The sequence below is a fragment of the Lysinibacillus sp. FSL K6-0232 genome, assembly GCF_038008325.1.
In the GTDB taxonomy this organism is placed as follows: Bacteria; Bacillota; Bacilli; order Bacillales_A; family Planococcaceae; genus Lysinibacillus.
On the sequence record NZ_JBBOYW010000001.1, the window covers coordinates 1,056,346 to 1,080,990 of the forward strand.

Consider the following 24,645-nt stretch of genomic DNA (forward strand, 5'->3'; position numbering starts at 1 on the left):
AATGAAACTAGCGCTTGATGGAATGGGTGGCGACAACGCACCAAAATCAGTGATTGAAGGTGCATTTTTAGCATTAGAGCAAATTCCTAACTTGGAAATCCAATTATATGGTCAGCAAGAAAAGCTTGAACCTTTTTTAAAAAAGCATGATCGCTTAACAGTTGTGCATTGTGAGGAAGTTGTAGAAGGAACAGATGATCCAGCGCGTGCTGTTCGACGAAAAAAGGATTCCTCTATGGCACGTATGATGGATGCCGTTGATAAGGGAAGCGCAGACGCTTGTCTATCTGCTGGGAATACAGGTGCTTTAATGGCAGGTGGGTTATTTAAAGTAGGACGTATTGAAGGGATTGCTAGGCCAGCTTTAGCAACAACATTGCCAACACTTGATGGTAAAGGCTTTTTAATGCTTGATTTAGGCGCAAATGCAGATGCCCGACCAGAGCATTTAGTGCAATATGCCATTATGGGTGATATTTATGCGAAAAAGGTTAGCGGCATCTCAAAACCACGTATTGGCTTATTAAATATCGGTACGGAGGATAAAAAAGGCAATGAGCTAACGAAAGCAGCCTTTGAATTACTAAAGGAAGCCGATTTGAATTTTATTGGCAATGTTGAGGCACGCGATTTACTTGAAGGTGTGGCAGACGTTGTTGTGACAGACGGCTTTACAGGAAATATGGTGTTAAAGTCTATTGAAGGAACGGCGGGAGCGTTGTTTTCTATGTTAAAAGAGGCATTTATGTCCTCGACTAAAACAAAAATCTCAGCAGCACTAATGAAAAATAATTTGCGTGACTTAAAGCATAAAATGGACTATACCGAATATGGCGGTGCAGGATTATTCGGCTTACAGGCACCTGTCATTAAGGCGCATGGATCGTCCAATGCAAAGGCAATTTTTAGTGCGATTCGTCAAGCCAATACAATGGTAGAGCATACCGTTATTTCAACAATTACAGAAACAGTACGTCATTTAGAAATTGATTAATAAAGGGGATTATTTACATGACGAAAATAGCTTTTATTTTTCCAGGACAAGGCTCTCAAGTAGTCGGTATGGGGCAAGAGTTTGTTGATAATGCAGCAGAGAGCAAAGCGTTTTATGAGCGTGCAGATCAAGCATTGCACTTTGAGCTATCGAAGCTAATGTTAGAGGGACCTGCTGAGGAGCTAACATTAACGTATCATGCACAGCCAGCCTTGCTGACTACAGGTGTGATGGTGGCAGAGAAGCTACGTGCAGCAGGTATTCAGCCTCATTATGCAGCAGGGCATTCACTTGGGGAATATGGTGCACTAGTGATAGCAGGTGTACTGTCATTTGATGATGCTGTATCAATTGTGCATAAACGTGGGCTATATATGAATGAAGCGGTACCTGCTGGACAAGGGGCAATGGCAGCTATTTTAGGTATGGAGCTTGAAGCATTACATAACGTAACAGCGCAGGTTTCAGCGGAAGGTGATGCCGTACAGGTTGCCAATGTTAACTGCCCTGGACAAATCGTTATTTCAGGTACAAAAGCTGGTGTTGACAAGGCATCAATTGCTGCGAAGGAAGCAGGGGCAAAGCGAGCAATACCTTTAGTTGTTAGTGGTCCATTCCATTCAGAGCTTATGCGCCCATCATCAGAAAAGCTACAGGAAGCGTTGGCACATATTACGCTATCCGCTCCGCAAATTCCTGTGATTGGAAATGTTGAGGCGAAGGAATTACAGGATGTGCCTGCTATTCAGCGTGAGCTTGTGGAACAAGTATATAGTGCGGTGCAATGGGAAGCATCTATGCGTGAAATGATTGCGCAAGGTGTGGATGTCTTTATTGAATGTGGGCCAGGTAAAGTATTAACAGGCTTATTGAAAAAAATCGATCGCTCTGTTGCTGCATATTGTGTTTATGATGAAGCATCATTACAAGCGGTTGTAGAAGCGTCAAAGGAGTGGTCAATTAATGCGTAAATTAGAGGGAAAAGTAGCTGTCGTGACAGGAGCTTCACGTGGTATTGGGCGTGCGATTGCCTTAAAGCTTGCGGATGAAGGTGCAAAGGTTGTGGTCAATTATAGTGGCTCACAAGCAAAGGCGGAAGAAGTTGTAGCAACGATTCAAGCAAATGGCGGTGAAGCTATTGCTGTACAAGCTAGTGTAGCACAGACAGAAGAAGTAACAGCATTAATGGATACAGCTGTTAAAACATTCGGCTCTCTTGATATTTTAGTCAATAATGCGGGTATTACAAGAGATAACCTGCTTATGCGTATGAAGGAAGACGAATGGGATGATGTCATGGATACAAACTTAAAAGGTGTATTCCTTTGTACAAAAGCGGTGACACGTCAAATGATGAAGCAGCGTGCAGGACGTATTATTAATATTTCATCGATTGTAGGTGTAGCTGGTAATGCAGGACAAGCAAACTATGTAGCGGCTAAGGCAGGCGTTATTGGACTAACAAAAACGACTGCAAAAGAATTAGCTTCTCGTAATATTTTAGTCAATGCGATTGCCCCAGGCTTTATTGAAACAGAAATGACAGATCAGCTACCAGAGGATATTAAGCAAGGGATGCTGACACAGATCCCACTTGCGAAGCTTGGCCAGCCAGAGGATATTGCAAAGGCTGTTGTATTCCTTGCATCGGATGACGCTAACTATATGACAGGACAAACGCTTCATATTGATGGCGGTATGGTGATGTAATTTCAATTAGGCATAAACGCTGATTTTTTGTATAATCATTTGAGGGGAGGTGAATCAATTGTCTACAGTATTAGAACGTGTAACAAAAGTAATCGTGGACCGTTTAGGTGTTGAAGAAAGCGAAGTAACGCTTGAAGCTTCTTTCCGTGATGATTTAGGTGCTGACTCATTAGACGTAGTAGAGCTTGTAATGGAGCTTGAAGACGAATTCGATATGGAAATTTCTGATGAAGATGCTGAAAAAATCTCAACAGTAGGTTCTGCTATTTCATACATCGAAAGTAAATTAAACTAATTTCGTTAAAACTTTATTTAGTGAATGATATCGCCTCTATTCATTTGATGGTCATCGTAATGATGTAATGGTTTTATGGTAGCTTGAATAAAGTAGAAATTATTTTTCTGCTTTTACTTGATAGAAGAAGCAGATTCAATGAATGAAGATGTATTTAAAGGGGACGAAATGGATCATTTTTGATCTATTGACGTCCCTTTTTTATATTGAAAATCAATTACGTTTCAGCTTGAACATTGTTTATTTATATAGGCAGATAAATAATGTATTCGGATTTTTATCTTAGTTCAGCGGGCGTATAGACACCCACTAAGCAGAGCCGAGATAAAAAACGTTTATCCTCTCCCAGCAGAGAAAGGGGTCTTCTGTATCTGCTGCTACCGCCTTGCTTTCGCACAAAAAAATTTGTCGCTTCGCTTTCGATACGAAAAGAATTAGCTGAAATAAGATCAATTTTCGGAAAAATTGCCAAAACATTGGATTTTAGCCGAAATACTTTTGCATAAACGCCCTGAAAAAGGTACACTAAAAACGGTAGAAACTATTAGGAAGGCAGATTGTTCAATGGCTATGAAAAGAAAAGGAACTATGCAGAAATCTGGCGTACTTCCTGAAAAAGTACGCAAACAATTCGAGCTATTACAGCATGAATTAAATATCACATTTATTAATAAAAGTTTATTGTATCAAGCATTCACACATTCATCCTATGTGAATGAGCATCGCCGTAAGTTATTTACGGATAATGAGCGTCTTGAGTTTTTAGGGGACGCGGTACTTGAACTGTCTGTTTCTAAATATCTTTTTGAGAAATACCCGAATATGAGTGAAGGTGAGTTAACAAAATTACGAGCATCCATTGTTTGTGAGCCATCACTTGTTATTTTTGCAAATGAATTAGGATTTGGACGCTTTGTTTTACTTGGAAAAGGTGAAGAGCTTACAGGTGGACGAGAGCGCCCAGCATTGCTTGCAGATGTGTTTGAATCATTTGTAGGTGCATTGTATTTAGATCAAGGTTTACAAACAGTTGTAGCATTTTTAGAACGTATTGTGTTCCCGAAAGTAGAAGTTGGTGCTTTTTCGCATGTGATGGATTTTAAAAGTCAATTGCAAGAAATGGTACAGCAAACCAATAATGGACTGCTACATTATGAGATTATTGATGAAAAAGGACCAGCTCATAACCGTACATTTGTATCCAGTGTATTATTAAATGGACAAGAATTAGGCGTTGGTCGTGGAAAGTCCAAAAAAGAAGCCGAACAGCAAGCCGCACAAAGTGCCATGCAAACAATGCGTGAAGAAGCGGCAAAAGAGGAGGCTTAATAGATGTTCCTAAAACGACTAGAAATGATTGGCTTTAAATCTTTTGCAGAGCGCATTGGCATTGATTTTGTACCTGGTGTTACAGCAGTTGTCGGACCAAATGGCAGTGGTAAAAGTAATGTCACTGATGCGATTCGTTGGGTACTTGGGGAGCAATCGGCAAAGTCGTTACGTGGAGCAAAAATGGAAGATGTTATTTTTGCGGGAAGTGACTCTCGTAAGCCACTTAATTTTGCAGAGGTAACACTTGTATTAGATAATACAGACGAGCAACTTGCTTTTTCTTATACAGAAGTCAGTGTAACAAGACGCGTATACCGTTCAGGTGATAGTGAATATTTATTAAATAACCAACAGTGTCGCCTGAAGGATATTACGGACTTGTTTATGGATTCAGGACTTGGCAAAGAAGCATTTTCAATTATTTCACAAGGCCGTGTCGATGAAATTTTAAATAGCCGACCTGATGACCGACGTGCTATTTTTGAAGAGGCAGCTGGCGTATTAAAGTATAAAATAAGAAAAAAGAAGGCAGAGCATAAGCTTGTTGAAACAGATGAAAATTTGTATCGAGTATTAGACATTCTCCATGAATTAGACAACCGATTAGAGCCGCTTGAAATGCAGGCATCTAATGCAAAAGACTATGTACAAATGTCTACCGAGTTAAAAGATTTTGATATTGCGATTCTTGTGCATGATTTTAACAATTGTGCACAATCTTTGCATGCACTGAAAGCTGAATTTACAGAGCTGTCTGCTACAGAACAGAAACAAGCACAAAATATTGCAGCTATTGATAAGCAGACAACAAATATCCGTAAGCTATTAACAGAACTTGATACGTATTTGGATACTGCACAGGCTGAGCTTGTTGCTGCAACAATGGAGGTAGAGCGCTGGGATGGACGCAAGGCATTAATGGCTGAAAAGCGGCAAAATGCCTCCAATCAACTACAGCAGCTGCAAGGAGCCTTACAAGAGGCAAAGGCAGAGGTAGAAACACTGCTTGTGCAAGAGCAGGATAAAAAGGAGCAATTCTCTGAAAAGCAGCAAGCAGTTTTAACGCTTAAGCAAAGCATTAAGCAGCTAGAGCAATCATTAAATCGCTCAGTAACAGAAATTGAACAAGAAATTGAAGACTATAAAAATCGTTATATTGATTCATTAAATGAAGAAGCAACCATTAAAAATGAATTAAAAAATATTGATCAGCAGTTAACACAGCATAAGGCAATGGCAGCGCGAATGTCTGACCAAACAGATGAAATTGGGCAGGAGCTTATGCAAATTATTGCTGAAAAAGATAAGTTAGTCGCTACTTATACAACAACAGTGAACAACCTACAGGAAAAACTCGAACAGCATGATGCCTTACAACTACAATTAAAAGATAGTAATGCTAGCTTTACTGATAAGCAAGATATGCTTTATAAGGCATATCAGCATCAACAGCAGCTCAAGGCTCGAAAGGATACACTTGCTGAGCTGGAGGCAGATTTTTCAGGCTTTTTCCAAGGTGTCAAAGAAGTCTTACTGGCACGTGATAAAGGTGAATTACAAGGTATTGAAGGCGCTGTTGCTGAGTTAATCCAAGTGGAGGGAAAGTTTTCACAAGCTATTGAAACCGCATTAGGTGCAGCCTCTCAGCATATTGTGACAACGAATGAACGTCATGCACAGCAGGCGATCCATTGGTTAAAGCAAAAAAGGGCTGGGCGAGCTACTTTTTTACCAAAGACGGTTATGAAGTCACGCAAAATTAATATAGCAACCATCCAACTGGCAACAGAGCATCCAGCGTTTATTCAAATGGCAGATGCCCTTGTAACATTTAATGAGGCTAATCGAACAATTGTTGAAAACCTTTTAGGTAATGTTATTGTAGCAGCAAATTTAGAAGGAGCTAGCCAAATTGCCAGATTATGTGGGTTCCGTTACCGAGTTGTGACACTTGATGGGGATATTGTCAATGCAGGTGGTTCACTAACAGGAGGTGCAAGCAAACAGCAATCTTCCCTTTTCTCAAGAAAAGCTGAGCTAGATGATTTAATTGTTAAGCTAGAGTCGTTACAGAATTCCATTTACAGTGCTGAACAGGCTGTTGCGGCAGAGAAGGAAAAGCTTGCAACATTGAGAGAGCAGGTAGAGCAACTAAAGCTTGAGAGCGAGCAACTACGAAAAGCTGAAATGGAGCAGGCTGGGCGTATTCGTGAGCTTGAGGCAATTGAAAAAAGCTTATCAGCGCGTGTATCCTTTGCCTCAACTGAAACGCAGGATGTAAAAACGCGTGAAGAAGCATTGCTAACACAAAAACAAATAGCAACAGAGCGATTACACGCACTTGCAGCCGAGCTTGCTGACATTAATCGAACAGTAGAGCAATTAACAAAGGTCAAACTGCAAAGTGAAACGGAGAAAGATGTACTACGTGAGCAGCTAGCTGAAAAGCGTTCACAATTAGCTGTTATGCAGGAACAAATGTCACAGGTGCAAATTGCAACAGCAGAGATAGCACTGCAATTAAACAAAGCACAACAAAAAGTCGAAAATATTTCTCAGGAAATAGCATGGCTTCAATCTGATGCATCGACAAATCATTTAAGTGATGAAGAAATTGACGAGCAGGTTGTACAATGGAAGGCAACAAGAGATACGCTTCAAGCAACGATTTCTCAGAAAAAAGAAGACAAAGCAAAGCAACAGCAGGAGCTTGCAACATTAGAGGAGCAGTTGAAGGAAGTGCAACGTATTCATAAAGGATACCTTGAAGCAATACGTGCCAATGAGTTGAAACGAAGTCGTTTAGAATTTGAAATGGATAATTTCCAAGAGCAGCTTGAGGAAAATTATCAGCTCACAATCGAGGATGCAGAGGCAGAGGCTCTTATGATTGAGGATGAGGAGCATGTACGCCGACGTGTAAAGCTGCTTAAAAAATCAATTGAAGAGCTAGGCCCTGTTAATATTAGTGCGATTGAGGAATATGAACGAGTGCTTGAGCGTCATACCTTCTTAACAGAACAGCGTGAGGATTTACTTGCTGCACAGGAAACATTACATGAAGCGATTAAAGAAATGGATGAAGAAATGACATTGCGCTTTAGTGAAACGTTTTATGCGATTCGTGAGCAGTTTAAACAGGTATTCCGTGAATTATTTGGTGGCGGGCAAGCCGATTTAGTATTAATAGACCCACAAAATTTACTAGAAACAGGTATTGAAATTGTTGCACAGCCACCAGGGAAAAAGCTGCAAAATTTAAGCCTGCTTTCTGGTGGTGAACGTGCACTAACAGCTATTGCTTTATTGTTCTCGATTTTAAATATACGCCCTGTTCCATTTTGTATTCTCGATGAGGTGGAGGCAGCGTTGGATGAAGCAAATGTTGTTCGTTATAGCCAATATTTGAAAAAATTTAGCCGTGATACACAATTTATTGTTATTACACATCGTAAAGGAACAATGGAGGGAGCCGATGTTCTGTATGGTATAACAATGCAGGAATCAGGTGTATCCAAGCTGGTATCAGTCAAATTAGAAGATGAACCCGTACTTGCGGAGCAAAGGAGCAAACAAGGATGAGTTTTTTTAAACGTTTAAAAGATAAATTAATAGGCAATCCAGCAGAGGAAGAAAAACTGCAAGAGCAAGAGCTTGAGCAGGATGCCGAACAGCAAGAGCAGGCAGAGTCTAGTGAGCCTGCTACGATTGAAGTGGAAACGGTGGAAGCACCTGACGCAGTGTTGCCAGTAATCGACAATGAGCAGGAAGAGGAACCTCAGGCTGTTGTGGAGGAGCAGCAGGAAGTACAGGAGCTAGCGGTTATTGAGGAGGAGCCAGTGGAAGAGAAAAAGCCTTCTGCTTGGTCTATTACTCAAAAATTCAAGGCAGGGCTTGAAAAAACTCGTAATTCCTTTACATCTAAAGTCAATGACCTTGTTGCACGCTATCGTAAAGTCGATGAGGACTTCTTTGAGGAATTAGAGGATTTATTATTACAAGCAGATGTTGGCTTTGAAACAGTGATGGAACTGATGGATAAATTACGCTTTGAGGTTCAACGTAAAAATATAAAAGATACAAATGGCATTCAAGCTGTTATTTCTGAGAAGCTTGTCGAAATTTATGAGCAAGGTGAGGACGATTTAATTGAGCTAAATATGCAGCCTGATGGTGAGCTAACAGTTATATTATTTGTTGGTGTAAATGGTGTTGGGAAAACAACAACAATTGGCAAGCTTGCTCATCGTCTAAAATCTCAAGGGAAAACGGTTGTGTTAGCAGCAGGTGATACATTCCGTGCGGGTGCGATTGATCAATTGCAAGTATGGGGAGATCGAGTTGACTGCGAGGTTATTAAACAATCAGAGGGCTCTGACCCAGCAGCTGTGATGTATGATGCGATTCGTGCAGCCAAAAATAGAAAAGCAGATGTGTTAATTTGTGATACGGCTGGACGCTTGCAAAATAAAGTAAACTTAATGAACGAGCTTGAAAAGGTGCATCGTGTTATTTCACGAGAAATTCCAAATGCACCACATGAGGTCTTATTAGCATTAGACGCAACGACAGGCCAGAATGCACTTGTACAAGCACAAACATTTAAAGAAGCAACAAATGTAACAGGGATTGTATTAACGAAGCTGGATGGTACAGCTAAGGGCGGTATTGTACTGGCAATTCGTCACAAGCTGCATATTCCAGTAAAATTTGTTGGTCTAGGTGAGAAAATGGATGATTTACAGCCATTTGATGCAGAACGCTATGTTTATGGTTTATTTGCAGAGGGCTTAGATAAAGAGCTACAAAATAGCGAAGATTAATTGTCATAACTGCGATAAAGCGCTTGGGCTGTAGGAAAGGTGAATGACCTTGTTGAAAGAGGAAATACTAGCGGACGGTACGCTACAATGAAGACTTTTAGACAAGGAGATTACCTTGACACAGATGGGCGCCTTTCGTTATGATACAAATGACTAATAGCGGGAGGAGAAATATTCGATGCTACTTGAAAAAACAACACGCATGAACTTTCTCTTCGACTTTTATCAAGCATTATTAACAGATAAGCAAAGAAGTTATATGGAGCTCTATTATTTAGATGATAATTCACTAGGAGAAATTGCTGAATCCTATGGAGTTTCACGTCAAGCTGTTTACGATAATATTCGTCGAACAGAGGCGATGCTTGAGGAATATGAAGAAAAATTATGTTTACTTGAAAAATTTCAACAACGTACCCAAATGCTTGCACAGCTAACAGAGGGGATTACGAAACAAAGTATGACAATGGAAGAGCAGCTAGCGCTTATTGAACAGTTGAAAGAATGGGATTAGGAGGCGAAGGCAATGGCTTTTGAAGGATTAGCGGAACGACTCCAAGGAACGATCCAAAAGATTAAAGGCAAAGGGAAAGTATCAGAGCAAGATGTAAAAGAAATGATGCGAGAAGTCCGATTTGCTTTAATTGAGGCGGATGTTAACTTAAAAGTAGTCAAAGAATTCGTAAAAAAGGTGAGTGAGCGTGCTGTTGGTGTAGATGTTATGCAAAGCTTAACACCAGGTCAGCAAGTCATTAAAATTGTACAGGATGAATTAACAGCATTAATGGGTGGCGAACAAAGCCCCATTAAATTTAATACAAAGCCGCCAACTGTTATTATGATGGTTGGGCTGCAAGGTGCAGGGAAAACAACAACTACAGGTAAACTGGCGAATATTTTACGAAAAAAATATAATCGTAAACCATTACTAGTTGCCGCTGACGTTTATCGCCCAGCAGCTGTTCAACAATTACAGACGTTAGGGAAACAGTTATCTTTACCTGTTTTTTCGTTAGGCACTGATATATCCCCTGTGGAAATCGCACGGCAGGCAATGGAGAAAGCGAAAGAAGAGCATCATGATGTCGTGATTATTGATACAGCGGGTCGTCTGCATATAGATGAGGACTTAATGCAGGAATTAAAAGATATTCGTGCATTAAAAGAACCAGATGAAGTATTCCTTGTGGTCGATGCAATGACAGGTCAGGATGCTGTCAATGTAGCAGAGAGCTTTAATGAAGCAATCGGTATTACAGGGGTCGTGTTAACAAAGCTTGATGGCGATACACGTGGTGGTGCAGCACTCTCCATTCGTTCCGTTACAGAGAAACCAATTAAGTTTGTCGGAATGGGCGAAAAAATGGATGCGCTTGAGCCATTCCATCCAGAGCGTATGGCATCACGTATTCTTGGCATGGGTGATGTGCTATCACTTATTGAAAAAGCACAAGCAAATGTGGATGAGGCAAAGGCGAAGGAACTTGAAGAAAAATTCAAATCCCAAACCTTTACATTTGATGATTTTGTAGAGCAATTACAGCAAGTAAAAAAAATGGGCCCATTAGATGAAATTTTAAAAATGCTTCCAGGCGCTAACAAAATAAAAGGCTTAGATAATGTAAAAGTAGATGACAAGCAAATGGGTCGTGTAGAAGCCATTATCTATTCAATGACGCCTGCTGAAAAGACCAACCCAGAGATTATTAATGGTAGCCGTAAAAAGCGTATTGCAAAAGGCTCAGGAACGTCTATTCAAGAGGTTAATCGTTTACTTAAGCAATTTGATGATATGAAAAAAATGATGAAGCAAATGACTGGTATGGCGAGTGGCAAAGGAAAGAAAAAAATGAAATTACCAGGCCTTGATTCATTGTTTAAATAATAATTTATAGGTGTTAAGAAAAAACACTTTACAAACAACCTAAACATTGATAATATACTATCTTGTGTGAAACTTATTCGGAGGTGCTATTAAAATGGCAGTTAAAATTCGCTTAAAACGTATGGGAGCTAAAAAATCTCCTTTCTATCGTATCGTAGTTGCAGACGCTCGTTCACCACGTGATGGTCGTCAAATTGAAACAGTAGGTACTTACAACCCACTAACTCAACCAGCTACTGTAAACATTGATGAAGAGAAAGCTCTTAAATGGTTAGCTGACGGTGCAAAACCATCAGATACAGTGCGTAACCTGTTCTCAGAACAAGGTATCATGGAAAAATTCCATAACCAAAAATTCAGTAAATAATCGGGGGCGACGTCTTTGAAGCAGCTGATTGAAGCAATCGTTTTACCACTAGTCGATTATCCACAGGAAGTTCGTATTGAAACGGATGAAAATGCAAATCGAATTGTTTATAAACTTTTTGTTCATCCAGAGGATCGAGGGAAAGTCATAGGCAAGCAAGGGCGAGTAGCGAAAGCAATTCGTACAATTGTTTATTCAGCGGCAGGTAGTCACCATCAAAAGAAGACCTACGTCGATATATTGGATTAATAGAAAAGATTTTGTCATGTTTAGCACAAGTTTTGAAACGTTCAAATAGCTATTGTTAGATAGTTGGAGCGGACTTGTATGGCATGTATAAAATCTGGACGAAGGAGGAGGGAGCTTGTTGGTTCCTTCCTCTTTTTAGCATAGGAGTACGTTTTAATTGAGGTGATAGTTGAATGGAATGGTTTAATGTAGGGCGTATTGTCAATACACACGGCATTCGTGGTGAAGTGCGTGTTTTATCGACAACAGACTTTGAAGAAGAGCGCTTTGCGGTGGGTAATAAACTCGCTGCCTTTAAAAAAGACGATAAAAAGCCAACATGGGTAACAATTGAAGCTGTACGCCGTCATAAAAACTTTATTTTATTAACATTTGAAGGCATGAACAATATTAACCTTGTCGAGCCATTTAAAGAAGGTATGTTAAAAATCACAAAGGATCAAATGACAGATGATTTACTTGAAGAAAACGAATATTTCTTCCATGAGATCATCGGCTGTACAGTAGTTTCTGAGGAAGGTGCAACAATTGGTATTGTAGCTGATATTCTTCAAACGGGAGCAAATGATGTCTGGGTAGTGAAAGGCTCAAAAAAAGAGCATTACATCCCTTATATAGAAGATATCGTAAAAGATATCGATGTGGAGGATAAGAAAATTGTTATCCATGTGATGGAAGGTTTATTATGATGAATATTCATGTTTTAAGTTTGTTTCCTGAGATGTTCTCAGGTGTCTTTGGGGCATCTATCTTAAAAAAGGCACAGGAAAAGGGCGCTGTAAAGCTAGAGGTAACAGATATACGTGCGTTTTCAGGGAACAAGCATCATCAAGTTGACGATTATCCATATGGTGGCGGCGCAGGTATGGTATTAAAGCCTGAGCCGATGTTTCAGGCTGTTGAGGCAATTACAGCTGGCAAACAACCACGTATTATTTTAATGTGTCCTCAAGGTGAACGCTTTACACAAAAAAAAGCAGAGGAACTGGCGCAAGAAAAAGAACTAGTCTTTTTATGTGGTCATTATGAAGGCTATGATGAGCGCATTCGCCAGCATCTTGTCACAGACGAGATTTCCATTGGAGATTTTGTTTTAACGGGTGGAGAGCTAGGAGCAATGACGGTTATTGATAGCGTAGTACGGCTACTACCAGGCGTATTAGGTCAGGAGGATTCACACATACAGGATTCCTTTTCAACAGGCTTGCTAGAGCATCCTCATTATACACGACCAGCAGAATTTCGAGGGATGAAAGTGCCTGATGTTTTATTATCAGGCAATCATGCTAAAATTGCACAATGGCGTGAGGAGCAATCACTGCAAAGAACATTTGAGCGCCGACCTGACCTTTTAGAGCATTACCCATTAACAGACAAGCAAAATTTATATCTAGAAAAATTAAAAAACAACAATAAAGATGCTTGATTGCTTGCTTTATTTATGATAACATCTAATCTGTACTTCTATGTGAAGTGCTGAATTACGGTGTTCCGCTGTGGCATAAATTGCGTGCAAGAGCATCTGTCTAAGGAGAGAAAACACAATGTCAAACATTATTGCAGAAATTACAAAATCTCAGCTTCGCACTGATCTACCAACTTTCCGTCCTGGTGATACTGTTAAGGTACACGTGAAAGTTGTAGAGGGTACTCGTGAGCGTATCCAAGTTTTCGAAGGTGTCGTAATTAAACGTCGTGGTGGCGGAATTAGCGAAACTTTCACAGTTCGTAAAATTTCTTACGGTGTAGGTGTTGAGCGTACATTCCCTGTACACACACCAAAAATCGCTAACTTAGAAGTTGTACGTCGTGGTAAAGTACGTCGTGCTAAACTTTACTACCTACGTAACCTACGTGGTAAAGCTGCTCGTATTAAAGAAATTCGATAATTATGGTTTAAAAGGGAGGGGCTTGTACACAAGTCCCTTTTCTTTTTGCTTGTCATCTTAATTTACTATCATCTAAAATAGTGATAGACAAGGGGGCAGTGCTCGATGGAAAAACAAGTAAAAGAAAAAAATGAGTTATGGGAATGGACAAAGGCACTATTAATTGCATTTGCGATTGCAGCAATTATTCGATATTTTTTATTTACACCGATTGCGGTTGATGGAGAGTCTATGATGCCAACCCTTGAAGATGGCGATCGTATGATTGTCAACAAAATTGGTTATAAAATAGGTGAGCCAAAACGCTTCGATATCGTAGTCTTTCATGCACCTGAGCAAAAAAATTACATAAAGCGTGTTATTGGATTGCCAGGGGATACGTTAGAATATAGAGATGACCAATTGTATATTAATGGTGAGCCGATAGATGAACCCTATTTAGATGCCTATAAAGCACAAGTGACTGGGGGAACCTTAACAGAAGATTTTACTTTAAAGGATATTGATGTTTCCTTAGATACGATTCCTGAAGGGTATGTTTTTGTTATGGGGGATAATCGTCGAAATAGTAAAGATAGTCGCCATATTGGTCTTGTTGAACAAAAGGAAATTATCGGTAACACTAGTTTGATTTTCTGGCCGTTTAGTGACATAAAAATTGTAAAGTAATACAAGAAAGGGAGCGCAATCACTCCCTTTTTCTGTTAGTTTAGGAGGTATGAATGTGACGATACAATGGTTTCCAGGGCATATGGCAAAGGCCAGACGTGAAGTAACGGAAAAATTAAAGCTTGTTGATATTATATTTGAATTAATTGATGCACGTTTACCTCTATCTTCTCGTAATCCAATGATTGATGAGGTGATTCATCAAAAGCCTCGTTTATTAATTTTAAATAAAGCTGATATGGCTGATGAGCATGAAACACGTAAATGGGTAGAGTATTTTGCACAGCATGGACATAAAGCGGTAGCGATTAATTCACTTGAAGGCAAGGGCTTACAGCAAGTCACGAAAGCAGCACAAGAAGTTTTAAAAGAAAAGTTCGACCGTATGAAAGCGAAGGGGATGAAGCCAAGAGCCATTCGTGCAATGATTGTTGGTATACCGAATGTTGGTAAATCCACCCTTATTAATCGCTTAGCGAAAAAGAACATTGCGAAAACAGGCAATACGCCAGGTGTTACAAAAGCACAGCAATGGATTAAGGTCGGAAAAGAGCTAGAATTATTGGATACACCAGGAATTTTATGGCCGAAATTTGAGGATCAAGAAGTAGGCTATAAATTAGCCTTAACAGGCGCTATTAAAGATACCATTACCAATATGGAGGATTTAGCAGTTTACGGCTTGCGCTTCTTATCTATTCATTATCCAAAACGTATGGAGGAGCGTTATGGCTTTGAGTTCCTCCAGGAAGATTTAGTAGAAACTTTTGACCATATTGGCAAGCTGCGCCGTGTCTTTGGAGCAGGCGGAGAAATTGATTATGACCAAGTCGCGCAACTAATTGTGCGAGATATTCGTGGGTTGCAATTAGGAAAGCTAACATTTGATTTTGTGAATGAACAGCTAGAAAAAGAGGCATTATCAGAGCAATAATTTGTATATGGTAACTGTAAAGCTGTTAAGATGCTAAAACAGCCCGCTATCCAATAAAACAAGGATAGCGGGTGTTTGTTGTGCGTATTAACAAGACTACGCTGGGGTTTATTTAAGATTGCTGTGCATCAATAAACGATAACACATGCTTTCTGCCTGGTGCGGCATGGATTGCTCCCTTTACTGAAGCAGTTAATGCACCACTTGCATTGGCGAATGTTAATAGCTGCTGCTGATGATTGCGTATAATTGTACATAGCAGCTCTTGTGAAACATCAAGCGACAGTAACTCGGCTAAAAAACCACCAATAAAAGCATCACCTGCACCTGTTGTATCTGCAACTATTACTTGAAAGCCAGCCCCTTCAAAGACTTCACCAGTTTTTAAATAAATAGCAGCGCCATTTGCGCCTTTTGTATAGATAACGACTTGCACATGACCGACAAAGAGTGAGCGAATTGCCTCTGCTTCATCTTCAATATTTGTAATAAAGTAAAGCTCCTCGTCTGATATTTTGACAATATCGGCAGTTGGTAAAAAATCTAAAATTGTTTGACGGCACAGCTCTTTGTTCGGCCAAAGAGGGAGGCGTACATTTGGGTCAAAGCTGATAATACCGCCTACTGCACGTATATCTTCAATTACTTTTTTATGCGTCTGCTTCATTGGGCTTTCCACTAAATCGACAGAACAAAAATGTAGTAAATCACCTTGCTCAAACCATGTTGGTTGTACATCCTCAGGGGCAAGTAGTAAATCTGCTGCATTCTTACGATAGAAGCTAAAATCACGTTCTCCTGATGCCGTCACAGAAACAAAGGCTAGACCTGTTTCACCTTCCTCACAGCGAATAATACGAGATGTATCAACACCGTTTGTTTGGAGAATATTGAATAAATAATCACCGAAGCTGTCATTTGCAAGCTTTGTAAGCATAACAGCATGCCCATCGTATTTTGCCACAGCAATTGCCACATTCATCGGTGCACCACCGGCTACACGCTCAAAGCTCGTTACATCTTTTAAAGGCTGAGCTTTTTCAAGAGGAATAAAATCAATTAATGCCTCACCAATACAAAAAATCTTTTTCAATCATGTCACCTTATTTCCAAATATCGTTTAATGTCCAATATGTGAGTTCTTTAACGTTTGCCCCAGCAGCTACTTCAATACCTAAGCGCTCCTCAGTCGGGTAGATGCGGCTTGTCATTGTTGCTTCGCCATTACCTGCAAATACTTCGATAGAGGAACGGTCAACAAAGAGATGTAAAATCAGTTCATTGTCTGCATGAAGCATCGCTGTACGAATACCGTCTTCTGCTTTCCCAGATTTGGAGCAATCCAATAGTAATTTTTGCGTTTTATAATCATATGTTAACAAGGTTTCCTCTGCATGAATACCACGAAGCTTTAAGCTAACAGGCTGTTCATGACGGATGTCGAATACTGCCTTAATTTCTAACAATTCTTGATTTGTTGAAACTAAATAATTTGTTGCTAATGTTTGGTTTTGTAAGACTTGATACTCAGCATTGCGCAATGCTTTTAATTCCTCTACAGGATGCATACGCAATTTATGGTCGTCACTTAATGTTAGTACACGCGGTAATGTTAATGCACCACACCAGCCATCTGCCTTTGTTGGCATGTCAGACTCCCACATATCCATCCAGCCGATTACAATGCGGCGACCTTGATCATCTAAAAATGTTTGGGCGGCATAGAAATCATGTCCATTATCTAGCTCTGTAAAAGGTGATGTTTCTGTAAAGCTATTTGTATCATATTGATAATCGCCTATTAAGTAACCTGTTTGGAAAAGATTATTGTATAAGTCGCCCTGCTTTTCTATTCCTTGAGGAGAAATTAATAGAATATGCTTGCCATCTAGCTCAAAGAAATCTGGACATTCCCACATAAAACCTAAGCTACCATCACTTTGTGCAAGGACACCTACATACTCCCACTGACGTAAATCAGCAGAGCGATACAAAATAACACGCCCTACCATATCTTTTGTGGCGTTGCCTAGAATCATATACCAAGTATCTTCGTGCTTCCATACCTTTGGATCGCGAAAATGATGCGCGCTGTCAGCAGGAGGCTCTGGAATTACAGCGTTTTCTGTCACTTTTGTAAAGGTCACACCATCCTGACTAACGGCGATATTTTGTGTTTGATAAAAAGTATCTTGTTCCTTATCAATATAGATATGTCCTGTATAAATTAATGTTAGCTGCCCATTGTCATCGACAGCACTACCAGAAAAACAGCCATCCTTATCATAATCATTGCCGGGAGTCAGTGCGATAGGGAGATGCTCCCAGTAGACAAGATCCTTACTTTTGACATGCCCCCAGTGCATCGGTCCCCAGTTTTCATCATATGGGTGGTGCTGATAAAAGGCATGATATTCTCCTTGATATTGGATCAGTCCATTTGGGTCATTAATCCATTGAGCAGGAGCCATAATATGATAGCCTAAACGATAACGATGATTGATTTTTTGTGCGGCTGATTGTTGTGCTTCCTGTGCTTGCTGTAATGTTTTCATGTCAAAGCCCTCCTAAAGTTGGTTGTGGTTCTGCTGGTTCTGATTTTTTTATAGTTGGTTTCGTATTTAATAATGTGAAAATAGAAATGACACTAAAAATCAAGACAACTACACCCATAATTAAATACGTGTTACGGAATCCAACATGATCATAAAGTGTACCTGCAATTGGTGATAGAATGGATGCACCAATTTGAGTAGCGAATTGGAACCCTACTAAATACAGGATAGATGATAAACGTGTATCGAAATTAGCCGCTAGATATTTAAAAATAGCAATTAACATAATTGGTAATTCAAAGGCATGAATTAGCTTCATACTTGAAATACCAATTGGCCCGTCCACTATACCAGAGCCGATAATACGAAATGCCATTAAAAAGCCTGCTAATAATAAGCTTTTTTTCGCACCTAATTTATTGACAATAAATGGTGCAGCAAACATCATACCAGCTTCTAAAAATACTTGGAAAGAATTTAAGTAGCCAAAGACTTGATTGCCTAATGCTTCACTAGAGAATAATGATGAGTAGTAAATCGGGAACTGTTGGTCATAGACACTATAAACACATGTAACACCGATTACATACATCATTAAGAACCAAAAATCCTTTAGTTTAAAGAGATTGCCTACATCCTTCAATGTAATGGATTCGGCTTTTTCAATTTCATCATGTGTCATTTCAATTTTGATGGAGAGAATAATGCCAACTAAAATAATCGCTGACACACTCGCAATCCAAAAGTTGATATTTGGGTTGATGTTGAATAATTGCCCTGCAAAAAATGTAGCTGCTGCCCATCCTAGCGAACCCCACATTCTTGATTTCCCATATTCAAAGCCATATTTGCGCCCAACCTTTTCAATATAAGATTCGATTGCACCAATTCCTGCTAGAAATGCCATCCCTAAATAAAGTCCACCGACAATTGCACCAAGAAAAACATTGTATTGCAGTAAAGGTCCATAAACGAAAATATAAAAAGGTCCAACGAATACAAGTAGAATGCTAATAAAGAACAAAATATTTTTCTTTAAACCAATTTTATCTGAAATATAGCCATAAAGAGGCTGCATACATAAAGCGAAAATGGCGTTTGCAGAAAAGATAATCCCTGTTGCTGAACCGCTTAAATTAATTTCTTGCCCTAACCAAATTGAAAATAATGAGTAACTAGATGACCAAGTGAAGAAGAAAAAGAAAAAATAAGCACTGAGTTTCCAGTAAAGGTTGTTAGCTGTTTGCATAGTGTACACCCTTTCAAATAATAGAGTATTATAACAATTTGTTTTTTTATAAATATTGTAATCGCTTGCAAAAAATATTTTATGTCAACCGGTTTCATATGTCGATCATATAAAGTAAAATTGCAATCAGTGAGAGATGTTAGATGAATAAAGATGCTGCTACTAACAGAAACATAAATAGGGGTTTATAGCCTGTTAATACGAGATCAATTCATCTATAATAGAAGGATATTTGTGTAAGTAAAACGGCATTGAAAGGAGAGGCTATATGAAACCGACAATTAGTGATGTGGCAAAGGTAGCAGGTGTATCACCAACAACGGTTTCTCGTGTCTTAAATAACCGTGGCTATATTAGTCAAGAAACGAGAGATAGTGTGCAACGTGCCATGGAAAAGGTGAACTATTTTCCAAATGATGTCGCTCGTTCGTTATTTAATAAACGGACCTATTTGATAGGCGTTATTGTGCCACAAACGAGCAATCCATTTTTTGGAGAGCTCATTTTTCATATTGAAAGCATCTGTGCTTCATTAAATTATAAAGTGTTGCTTTGTAATAGCTTAAATAGAGCAGATAAAGAGAAAAATTACTGGGCAATGCTGATGCGTAATCAAGTAGATGGTGTGATTGCTGTGACATATAATCGCGGCTTAGTCAATGGACATGAGCAGCATTTACCTATTGTAACAATCGACCATTATTTATCCCCAACAATACCAGTTGTTTCCTCAGATAATTACGCTGGTGGTGTACAAGCTGCAAAATTGCTACTGGCAAAAGGGTGTCAGCATATTCTCCATATTAATGGTCCTTTAAAGCTTGAAACCCCTGCCAATTTAAGGCGTAAAGGCTACGAGGCAGTGATGCAGGAGCATGGACGAACAGCCATTACATATGAAATAGCTAGTGCATTGAATCGTCATGAACAGCAAAAAGTCATTGCACAACTTTTTCAAGAGCATCCAGAAGTAGATGGTATTTTTGCGAGTGATGATTTAATTGCTGCTACTGTTATCACCGAAGCACCGAAGTATGGCAAACATATTCCAACAAATTTAAAAGTTATTGGTTATGATGGTACGGAAACGTGCCAAGCATTGTTGCCGAGTTTAACAACGATACGCCAGCCGATTGAATTAATCGCGCAAAAGGCTGTAGAGGTTTTATTGAAGGAAATTGAAGGAAATTATGAGGAAACAGCAAAAGATATTTGCTTGCCTGTGCAATTAATTGAAGGTACAACAACATAAACACGCATGTGAAAGTCATGCAATTGTAAATAACTTTATCTGATTAGTGCACATGATGCAAATACAATAGCAAGGGCTTGCAGGGAATGTATTTCCTTACAAGCCCTTTATTTTATTTTATAATAAAATAAACAAGCCGATATACGTAGTAGAGATGAGGTTATAGGATATGCAAACAATTAAAGAAATTACAGTAGCGTTAAAGGCTGCTACAACATATGAGTCATGGATGGAGGCGCTACAGCAAGATAGCCGTGCAGGTGTACAAAAAGCATGGCAGCAATTTATTAAACGCATGAATAAACAGCAGCAATTACAACAACAACATGATGCGAAAATTGCCTTTGATGCACAGTTTGGTCAGCTTGTAGCGGGGGTAGATGAGGCTGGTCGTGGTCCATTGGCAGGCCCTGTTGTGACTGCTGCTGTTATTTTACCTGAAAACTGTCAGGCATTGCTTGGCTTAAATGATTCAAAACAGTTATCAAGGGACACAAGAGAACGCATGAGTATTTTAGTGAAAGAGCATGCGCTTAGCTATAGTATTCACTTTCTAAATGCTACAAAAATTGATGAACTCAATATATATGAAGCGACAAAGCAGTCGATGGCTGCAAGTGTAGAGGGGCTACATATAAAGCCTAATTTTGTAATAGCAGATGCGATGACACTGCCTATTCCTATACCGCAGCGCTCTATTATTAAAGGGGATGCACAAAGCTTAGCCATTGCAGCTGCTTCGATTTTAGCGAAAACGGCACGTGATCATTATATGGAGGAGCTGGCACAGGAGTTTCCTCAATATGGATTTGAGCAGCATGCAGGCTATGGCACGAAGCAGCATTTAGAGGCACTTGCTAAGTATGGACCAACAATTCACCATCGAACAAGCTTTGAGCCGATAAAATCTATGTTAAAGAGGTGAGGGCATGACATCTACATCGTTTAATCCGATTCAAACACAGCAAAATGCGATAACAGCAACAAATCAGCCGCTTGCATTAAAGCAAGGACAAGTATTTCACGGTACCATTAAGCAATTATATCCAGACCAAATGGCAGAGGTACAAGTGGGCAATCAAAAATTAATAGCGAAGCTTGAGGTTCCTTTAAAGGCTGGAGATGCTCATTTCTTTCAAGTAACAGGTACAAACCCACAAACGGAATTAAAGGTTGTCACTGGTTCAATGGCACAAACTACCTCTCCAAGCCAGCAAATTAGCCAATTATTAGAATCTATGAACCTACCTAAAACAACAGAGATGCAGCAATTGCTGGGGCATTTTATGAAGGCACAGCTACCCATTTCTAAAGATCAGCTAGTACAGGCTGAAACGTGGCTAAAGGCATTGCCAGAAGGGGTTTCGAAAGCGGATGCATTGCAGGTGATTCAAAAAATGGTGGAGTTGAAAATGCCAATGACCAATGCTATTTTTCAAGCGCTGATGAGCGGTCAAAAAACTTCTGGTATGACGACAACGATGGATAATTTTGCACAGCTTTTAGCAAAGGACACGGCTTTACCTGAGGCACTTAGGCAAAATTTAATGCAGCAGGTGCAAGCGATTGCCAAGCCCTTTGAGGTTGAAACGGGCAGTGTTATTTTAGCTAGAGCTATCCAGAGCTTAACAAATAATGCCGCCACTACCAGCGACAAGATGCAAGCCTTAATGATATTAAAGGAAGCAGGCATTGTTCCGCAGCAGGCTACATTGCAAAATTGGGCGGCAATCAATGACCCAAAAGCAACACAGCCAATGCAGCAGGCTGGTCATGTTATTCAAACGATACTTGCAACAAAGCCTGAAAATGCTAGTCAGCTTATTGACCAGCTTAAAGCATGGACAGCAAATCAAAGCTTTTTAACAACTAAGCAAAAGGAGCAGGTCCATCAATTAATCGATCGTTTTAGTCAGTTACCTGCAACAAAGCAAACAGTAGAGGTTTTTGCAAAACAGATGCAGGAGCAATTATTAAAAGCATTTGCTCAAAATACGGCTGATCGGTTATTTACGCAAGATGCAAGTGCACTTTCAAGTAAAGATCATTTATTATCGCTTATCAGACAAGAGGCAGCCTCCCCATTGCAAAATGAGGCACTAATGCGCAATCTTGTTAAAAGTAGTATGGAATCCCCACAGCCAATGGTTCAACAACTGATGACACAAGCGGATGCACTTGTCCAAAGTTCGATGGATAGTAAGGCAATGGAACATGCGCTAAAAACTGTTTTAAAAAATTTAGGTATTAGCTATGAGGCAACACTTAATAACAAGTCAGCAGATTTACAAATGGTTGCCCATCAGCTAAAGCCACAGCTCCATACATTATTACAGGAAGCAACGCTTACACCGTCATTAAAGGAAGCAGCAGAAATGCTGATGACACGAATGAACGGCATGCAGCTATCCTCGGGTGAAAATGGACATCAACATCAGCTAATTATGCAAGTACCACTTGAATTCTTTGGGAAGAAAATGGATGCCACATTACAGTGGAATGGACGGATGAAGGATGATGGTAAAATTGATGCCGACTATGCACGTGTTTTATTTTATTTACAAATGGAATCAATGAAAGAAACCGTTATTGATATGCAAGTGCAAAATCGAGTGGTTACTGTAACGGTATTTAACGAACATACAGATATGCAATTGCTTGCAGAACCATTAAAGGCAGCCTTAAAAATAGGCCTAGCAGAAAAAAATTATCAGCTATCAGGTGTTTTTCTAAAGCCATTTGACAAGTCACAAAGTGATAAAATCAGCCCTGTAGTAGAACAGAGAGAGGAACAAAGTGGGGTGGATATTCGCGTATGAGCGAGGGAAAATTTACACGAAAAGAGGCAATTGCACTTACTTATAAAATGGGGCAAGTTGAGAGTCCTGTTGTAGTAGCAAAAGGAAAAGGAAAGATTGCTGAGAATATTTTGGCACGCGCAAATGAGCATAATGTGCCGATTTATGAGGATCCTAACCTTGTACAGCTACTTGGTCAATTAGATTTGAATGAGTCGATTCCTGAAGAATTATATCAAGCCGTGGCAGAGGTTTTTGCATTTATTTATCGTTTAGATCAGCAGCATGCAAAAAAATATAGAAAAAACGAATTATTCTGATTATTTATACGAACTGTATTAATACAAGAAATAGAAGAAAACGTCATAATAATAGAGAAAATTCGAACAAAAGACAAAGTGTAGACTTTATCAGAATCTTTCGTTAGAATAGTCTATGTTAGTAAAACAATTTTATGTAAATGTTTGATGGGAGGATGTATTATGAATATCCATGAATATCAAGGGAAAGAGATTCTGAGAAAATATGGTGTTGCAGTACCAAACGGAAAAGTTGCTTTTTCCCCTGATGAAGCAGTGAAAGTAGCGAAGGAACTTGGCTCAAATGTAACAGTGGTCAAGGCGCAAATTCATGCGGGTGGACGCGGTAAAGCAGGTGGCGTAAAAATCGCTAAAAACCTTGACGAAGTCCGCACTTACGCAAAAGAGTTATTAGGAAAAATTTTAGTGACTCATCAAACAGGTCCTGAAGGAAAAGAAGTAAAACGCTTATATATTGAAGAAGGTTCAGATATCCAAAAGGAATACTATTTAAGCCTAGTATTAGACCGTGCGACATCTCGCGTTACAATGATGGGTTCTGAAGAAGGCGGTATGGATATTGAAGAAGTGGCAGAACAAAGCCCAGAAAAAATCTTCAAAGAAGTAATCGACCCTGTTATTGGATTAACTGGTTTCCAAGCACGTCGTATGGCATTTAATATGAATATTCCAGCAAACCTTGTGGGGAAAGCTGTTAAATTAATGTTAGGTCTATATCAAGCATTTGTTGATAAAGATGCATCAATTGTGGAAATTAACCCACTTGTTGTCACTGGACAAGGCGATGTAATGGCACTAGATGCTAAATTTAATTTTGATGCCAATGCATTATATCGACATAAGGATATTGTCGAATTACGCGATTTCGATGAAGAAGACCCAAAAGAAATTGAAGCATCGAAATATGATTTAAGCTATATTTCATTAGACGGTAACATCGGTTGTATGGTTAATGGTGCTGGACTTGCAATGGCAACAATGGACACGATTAGCTACTATGGCGGAAGCCCTGCTAACTTCCTAGATGTAGGGGGCGGTGCAACAGCTGAAAAAGTAACAGAGGCTTTCAAAATTATCCTTTCCGATCCACATGTAAAAGGCATTTTTGTTAATATTTTTGGCGGTATTATGAAGTGTAATATTATTGCTGAAGGTGTTGTAACAGCTGCTAAAGAAATCGGTTTAGCTGTGCCATTAGTTGTACGCTTAGAAGGTACAAATGTAGAGCTTGGAAAAGAAATTTTAAATGCATCTGGTTTAAACATCGTTGCAGCGGATTCAATGGCTGACGGTGCACAAAAAATTGTGGAACTAGTAGGCTAAG

24 protein-coding genes are annotated in these 24,645 nt (G+C 39.5%); 21 read left to right on the forward strand and 3 right to left on the reverse strand.

Annotated elements, in window-relative coordinates:
- Position 1: 1 nt before the first annotated feature.
- The 16 genes from plsX (at position 2) to ylqF (ending at position 15,147) form a co-directional block, all read left to right on the forward strand.
- Entirely contained in the window at positions 2–994 is a 993-nt protein-coding gene (gene plsX, locus MHB42_RS04900; RefSeq protein WP_340804703.1) for a phosphate acyltransferase PlsX, read from the forward strand.
- Positions 995–1,011: 17 nt separating this feature from the next.
- Positions 1,012–1,965, forward strand: coding sequence for an ACP S-malonyltransferase (fabD, locus tag MHB42_RS04905; protein WP_340804704.1), 954 nt, complete (start codon positions 1,012–1,014; stop codon positions 1,963–1,965).
- Positions 1,958–2,704 carry a 3-oxoacyl-[acyl-carrier-protein] reductase gene (gene fabG, locus MHB42_RS04910; RefSeq protein ID WP_340804705.1) on the forward strand — a complete coding sequence of 249 codons (747 nt, stop codon included), beginning with the start codon at positions 1,958–1,960 and terminating at the stop codon, positions 2,702–2,704. Before fabD ends, fabG begins: the two co-directional genes overlap by 8 nt.
- 58 nt (positions 2,705–2,762) lie before the next feature.
- The gene (gene acpP / locus MHB42_RS04915; protein WP_036124798.1) at positions 2,763–2,999 is read left to right on the forward strand and encodes an acyl carrier protein; all 237 of its coding nucleotides are present in this window, start codon (positions 2,763–2,765) and stop codon (positions 2,997–2,999) included.
- A 564-nt stretch (positions 3,000–3,563) separates the two neighbouring features.
- A complete protein-coding gene (rnc, locus tag MHB42_RS04920) occupies positions 3,564–4,328 on the forward strand; it encodes a ribonuclease III (protein ID WP_340808534.1) in 765 nt (254 codons plus the stop codon).
- 3 nt (positions 4,329–4,331) lie between these two features.
- Positions 4,332–7,913 carry a chromosome segregation protein SMC gene (gene smc, locus MHB42_RS04925; protein ID WP_340804706.1) on the forward strand — a complete coding sequence of 1,194 codons (3,582 nt, stop codon included), beginning with the start codon at positions 4,332–4,334 and terminating at the stop codon, positions 7,911–7,913.
- Positions 7,910–9,154 carry a signal recognition particle-docking protein FtsY gene (ftsY, locus tag MHB42_RS04930; RefSeq protein WP_340804707.1) on the forward strand — a complete coding sequence of 415 codons (1,245 nt, stop codon included), beginning with the start codon at positions 7,910–7,912 and terminating at the stop codon, positions 9,152–9,154. Before smc ends, ftsY begins: the two co-directional genes overlap by 4 nt.
- A gap of 178 nt (positions 9,155–9,332) precedes the next feature.
- Positions 9,333–9,668, forward strand: coding sequence for a putative DNA-binding protein (locus tag MHB42_RS04935; RefSeq protein WP_340804708.1), 336 nt, complete (start codon positions 9,333–9,335; stop codon positions 9,666–9,668).
- 12 nt (positions 9,669–9,680) lie between these two features.
- The gene (ffh, locus tag MHB42_RS04940; RefSeq protein ID WP_340804709.1) at positions 9,681–11,039 is read left to right on the forward strand and encodes a signal recognition particle protein; all 1,359 of its coding nucleotides are present in this window, start codon (positions 9,681–9,683) and stop codon (positions 11,037–11,039) included.
- A 94-nt stretch (positions 11,040–11,133) separates the two neighbouring features.
- A complete protein-coding gene (gene rpsP / locus MHB42_RS04945; RefSeq protein WP_004269411.1) occupies positions 11,134–11,406 on the forward strand; it encodes a 30S ribosomal protein S16 in 273 nt (90 codons plus the stop codon).
- Positions 11,407–11,421: 15 nt separating this feature from the next.
- Complete coding sequence (locus tag MHB42_RS04950) at positions 11,422–11,655, forward strand: KH domain-containing protein (RefSeq protein ID WP_053993900.1); 234 nt, start codon at positions 11,422–11,424, stop codon at positions 11,653–11,655.
- A gap of 173 nt (positions 11,656–11,828) precedes the next feature.
- Positions 11,829–12,344 (forward strand): ribosome maturation factor RimM, encoded by a 516-nt coding sequence (rimM, locus tag MHB42_RS04955; protein ID WP_340804710.1) that lies wholly within the window; start codon positions 11,829–11,831, stop codon positions 12,342–12,344.
- Positions 12,344–13,081: a tRNA (guanosine(37)-N1)-methyltransferase TrmD gene (trmD, locus tag MHB42_RS04960; RefSeq protein WP_340808535.1), complete on the forward strand. Its 738-nt coding sequence runs from the start codon at positions 12,344–12,346 to the stop codon at positions 13,079–13,081. Before rimM ends, trmD begins: the two co-directional genes overlap by 1 nt.
- 118 nt (positions 13,082–13,199) lie before the next feature.
- On the forward strand, positions 13,200–13,544 hold the full coding sequence (rplS, locus tag MHB42_RS04965) for a 50S ribosomal protein L19 (RefSeq protein ID WP_053993902.1): 345 nt from the start codon (positions 13,200–13,202) through the stop codon (positions 13,542–13,544).
- A gap of 105 nt (positions 13,545–13,649) precedes the next feature.
- Positions 13,650–14,213, forward strand: coding sequence for a signal peptidase I (lepB, locus tag MHB42_RS04970; protein ID WP_340804711.1), 564 nt, complete (start codon positions 13,650–13,652; stop codon positions 14,211–14,213).
- A 55-nt stretch (positions 14,214–14,268) separates the two neighbouring features.
- Positions 14,269–15,147 (forward strand): ribosome biogenesis GTPase YlqF, encoded by an 879-nt coding sequence (gene ylqF, locus MHB42_RS04975; protein ID WP_340804712.1) that lies wholly within the window; start codon positions 14,269–14,271, stop codon positions 15,145–15,147.
- A gap of 112 nt (positions 15,148–15,259) precedes the next feature.
- On the opposite strand, the gene MHB42_RS04980 is transcribed toward ylqF, so the two are convergent.
- The 3 genes from MHB42_RS04980 to MHB42_RS04990 are packed head-to-tail and all read right to left on the reverse strand — an operon-like array spanning position 15,260 to position 18,951.
- Positions 15,260–16,240, reverse strand: coding sequence for a carbohydrate kinase family protein (locus MHB42_RS04980; protein WP_340804713.1), 981 nt, complete (start codon positions 16,238–16,240; stop codon positions 15,260–15,262).
- A 10-nt stretch (positions 16,241–16,250) separates the two neighbouring features.
- Entirely contained in the window at positions 16,251–17,702 is a 1,452-nt protein-coding gene (locus MHB42_RS04985) for a glycoside hydrolase family 32 protein (protein WP_340804714.1), read from the reverse strand.
- Between the two features lies 1 nt (position 17,703).
- Complete coding sequence (locus MHB42_RS04990) at positions 17,704–18,951, reverse strand: MFS transporter (protein WP_340804715.1); 1,248 nt, start codon at positions 18,949–18,951, stop codon at positions 17,704–17,706.
- Positions 18,952–19,219: 268 nt separating this feature from the next.
- On the opposite strand from MHB42_RS04990, the gene MHB42_RS04995 reads away from it, so the two are divergent.
- The 5 genes from MHB42_RS04995 to sucC all read left to right on the forward strand — a co-directional run bounded on the left by MHB42_RS04995 (position 19,220) and on the right by sucC (position 24,644).
- The gene (locus tag MHB42_RS04995; protein ID WP_340804716.1) at positions 19,220–20,203 is read left to right on the forward strand and encodes a LacI family DNA-binding transcriptional regulator; all 984 of its coding nucleotides are present in this window, start codon (positions 19,220–19,222) and stop codon (positions 20,201–20,203) included.
- 169 nt (positions 20,204–20,372) lie between these two features.
- Complete coding sequence (locus MHB42_RS05000) at positions 20,373–21,128, forward strand: ribonuclease HII (RefSeq protein ID WP_340804717.1); 756 nt, start codon at positions 20,373–20,375, stop codon at positions 21,126–21,128.
- Positions 21,129–21,132: 4 nt separating this feature from the next.
- Positions 21,133–23,022, forward strand: a complete 1,890-nt coding sequence (locus MHB42_RS05005) for a hypothetical protein (protein ID WP_340804718.1) — start codon at positions 21,133–21,135, stop codon at positions 23,020–23,022.
- Positions 23,019–23,321, forward strand: coding sequence for an EscU/YscU/HrcU family type III secretion system export apparatus switch protein (locus tag MHB42_RS05010; protein ID WP_340804719.1), 303 nt, complete (start codon positions 23,019–23,021; stop codon positions 23,319–23,321). The genes MHB42_RS05005 and MHB42_RS05010 overlap by 4 nt, the downstream gene beginning before the upstream one ends.
- 162 nt (positions 23,322–23,483) lie before the next feature.
- Positions 23,484–24,644 carry an ADP-forming succinate--CoA ligase subunit beta gene (sucC, locus tag MHB42_RS05015; RefSeq protein ID WP_340804720.1) on the forward strand — a complete coding sequence of 387 codons (1,161 nt, stop codon included), beginning with the start codon at positions 23,484–23,486 and terminating at the stop codon, positions 24,642–24,644.
- Position 24,645: the final 1 nt, after the last annotated feature.

What these genes read in the sequence shown, in the direction of transcription:
- plsX (WP_340804703.1), top strand. Translation starts at nt 2, where the DNA reads ATGAAACTAGCGCTTGATGGAATGGGTGGCGACAACGCACCAAAATCA.
- fabD (WP_340804704.1), top strand. Translation starts at nt 1,012, where the DNA reads ATGACGAAAATAGCTTTTATTTTTCCAGGACAAGGCTCTCAAGTAGTC.
- fabG (WP_340804705.1), top strand. Translation starts at nt 1,958, where the DNA reads ATGCGTAAATTAGAGGGAAAAGTAGCTGTCGTGACAGGAGCTTCACGT.
- rnc (WP_340808534.1), top strand. Translation starts at nt 3,564, where the DNA reads ATGGCTATGAAAAGAAAAGGAACTATGCAGAAATCTGGCGTACTTCCT.
- smc (WP_340804706.1), top strand. Translation starts at nt 4,332, where the DNA reads ATGTTCCTAAAACGACTAGAAATGATTGGCTTTAAATCTTTTGCAGAG.
- ftsY (WP_340804707.1), top strand. Translation starts at nt 7,910, where the DNA reads ATGAGTTTTTTTAAACGTTTAAAAGATAAATTAATAGGCAATCCAGCA.
- MHB42_RS04935 (WP_340804708.1), top strand. Translation starts at nt 9,333, where the DNA reads ATGCTACTTGAAAAAACAACACGCATGAACTTTCTCTTCGACTTTTAT.
- ffh (WP_340804709.1), top strand. Translation starts at nt 9,681, where the DNA reads ATGGCTTTTGAAGGATTAGCGGAACGACTCCAAGGAACGATCCAAAAG.
- rpsP (WP_004269411.1), top strand. Translation starts at nt 11,134, where the DNA reads ATGGCAGTTAAAATTCGCTTAAAACGTATGGGAGCTAAAAAATCTCCT.
- rimM (WP_340804710.1), top strand. Translation starts at nt 11,829, where the DNA reads ATGGAATGGTTTAATGTAGGGCGTATTGTCAATACACACGGCATTCGT.
- trmD (WP_340808535.1), top strand. Translation starts at nt 12,344, where the DNA reads ATGAATATTCATGTTTTAAGTTTGTTTCCTGAGATGTTCTCAGGTGTC.
- rplS (WP_053993902.1), top strand. Translation starts at nt 13,200, where the DNA reads ATGTCAAACATTATTGCAGAAATTACAAAATCTCAGCTTCGCACTGAT.
- lepB (WP_340804711.1), top strand. Translation starts at nt 13,650, where the DNA reads ATGGAAAAACAAGTAAAAGAAAAAAATGAGTTATGGGAATGGACAAAG.
- MHB42_RS04985 (WP_340804714.1), bottom strand. Translation starts at nt 17,702, where the DNA reads ATGAAAACATTACAGCAAGCACAGGAAGCACAACAATCAGCCGCACAA.
- MHB42_RS04990 (WP_340804715.1), bottom strand. Translation starts at nt 18,951, where the DNA reads ATGCAAACAGCTAACAACCTTTACTGGAAACTCAGTGCTTATTTTTTC.
- MHB42_RS04995 (WP_340804716.1), top strand. Translation starts at nt 19,220, where the DNA reads ATGAAACCGACAATTAGTGATGTGGCAAAGGTAGCAGGTGTATCACCA.
- MHB42_RS05000 (WP_340804717.1), top strand. Translation starts at nt 20,373, where the DNA reads ATGCAAACAATTAAAGAAATTACAGTAGCGTTAAAGGCTGCTACAACA.
- MHB42_RS05005 (WP_340804718.1), top strand. Translation starts at nt 21,133, where the DNA reads ATGACATCTACATCGTTTAATCCGATTCAAACACAGCAAAATGCGATA.
- MHB42_RS05010 (WP_340804719.1), top strand. Translation starts at nt 23,019, where the DNA reads ATGAGCGAGGGAAAATTTACACGAAAAGAGGCAATTGCACTTACTTAT.
- sucC (WP_340804720.1), top strand. Translation starts at nt 23,484, where the DNA reads ATGAATATCCATGAATATCAAGGGAAAGAGATTCTGAGAAAATATGGT.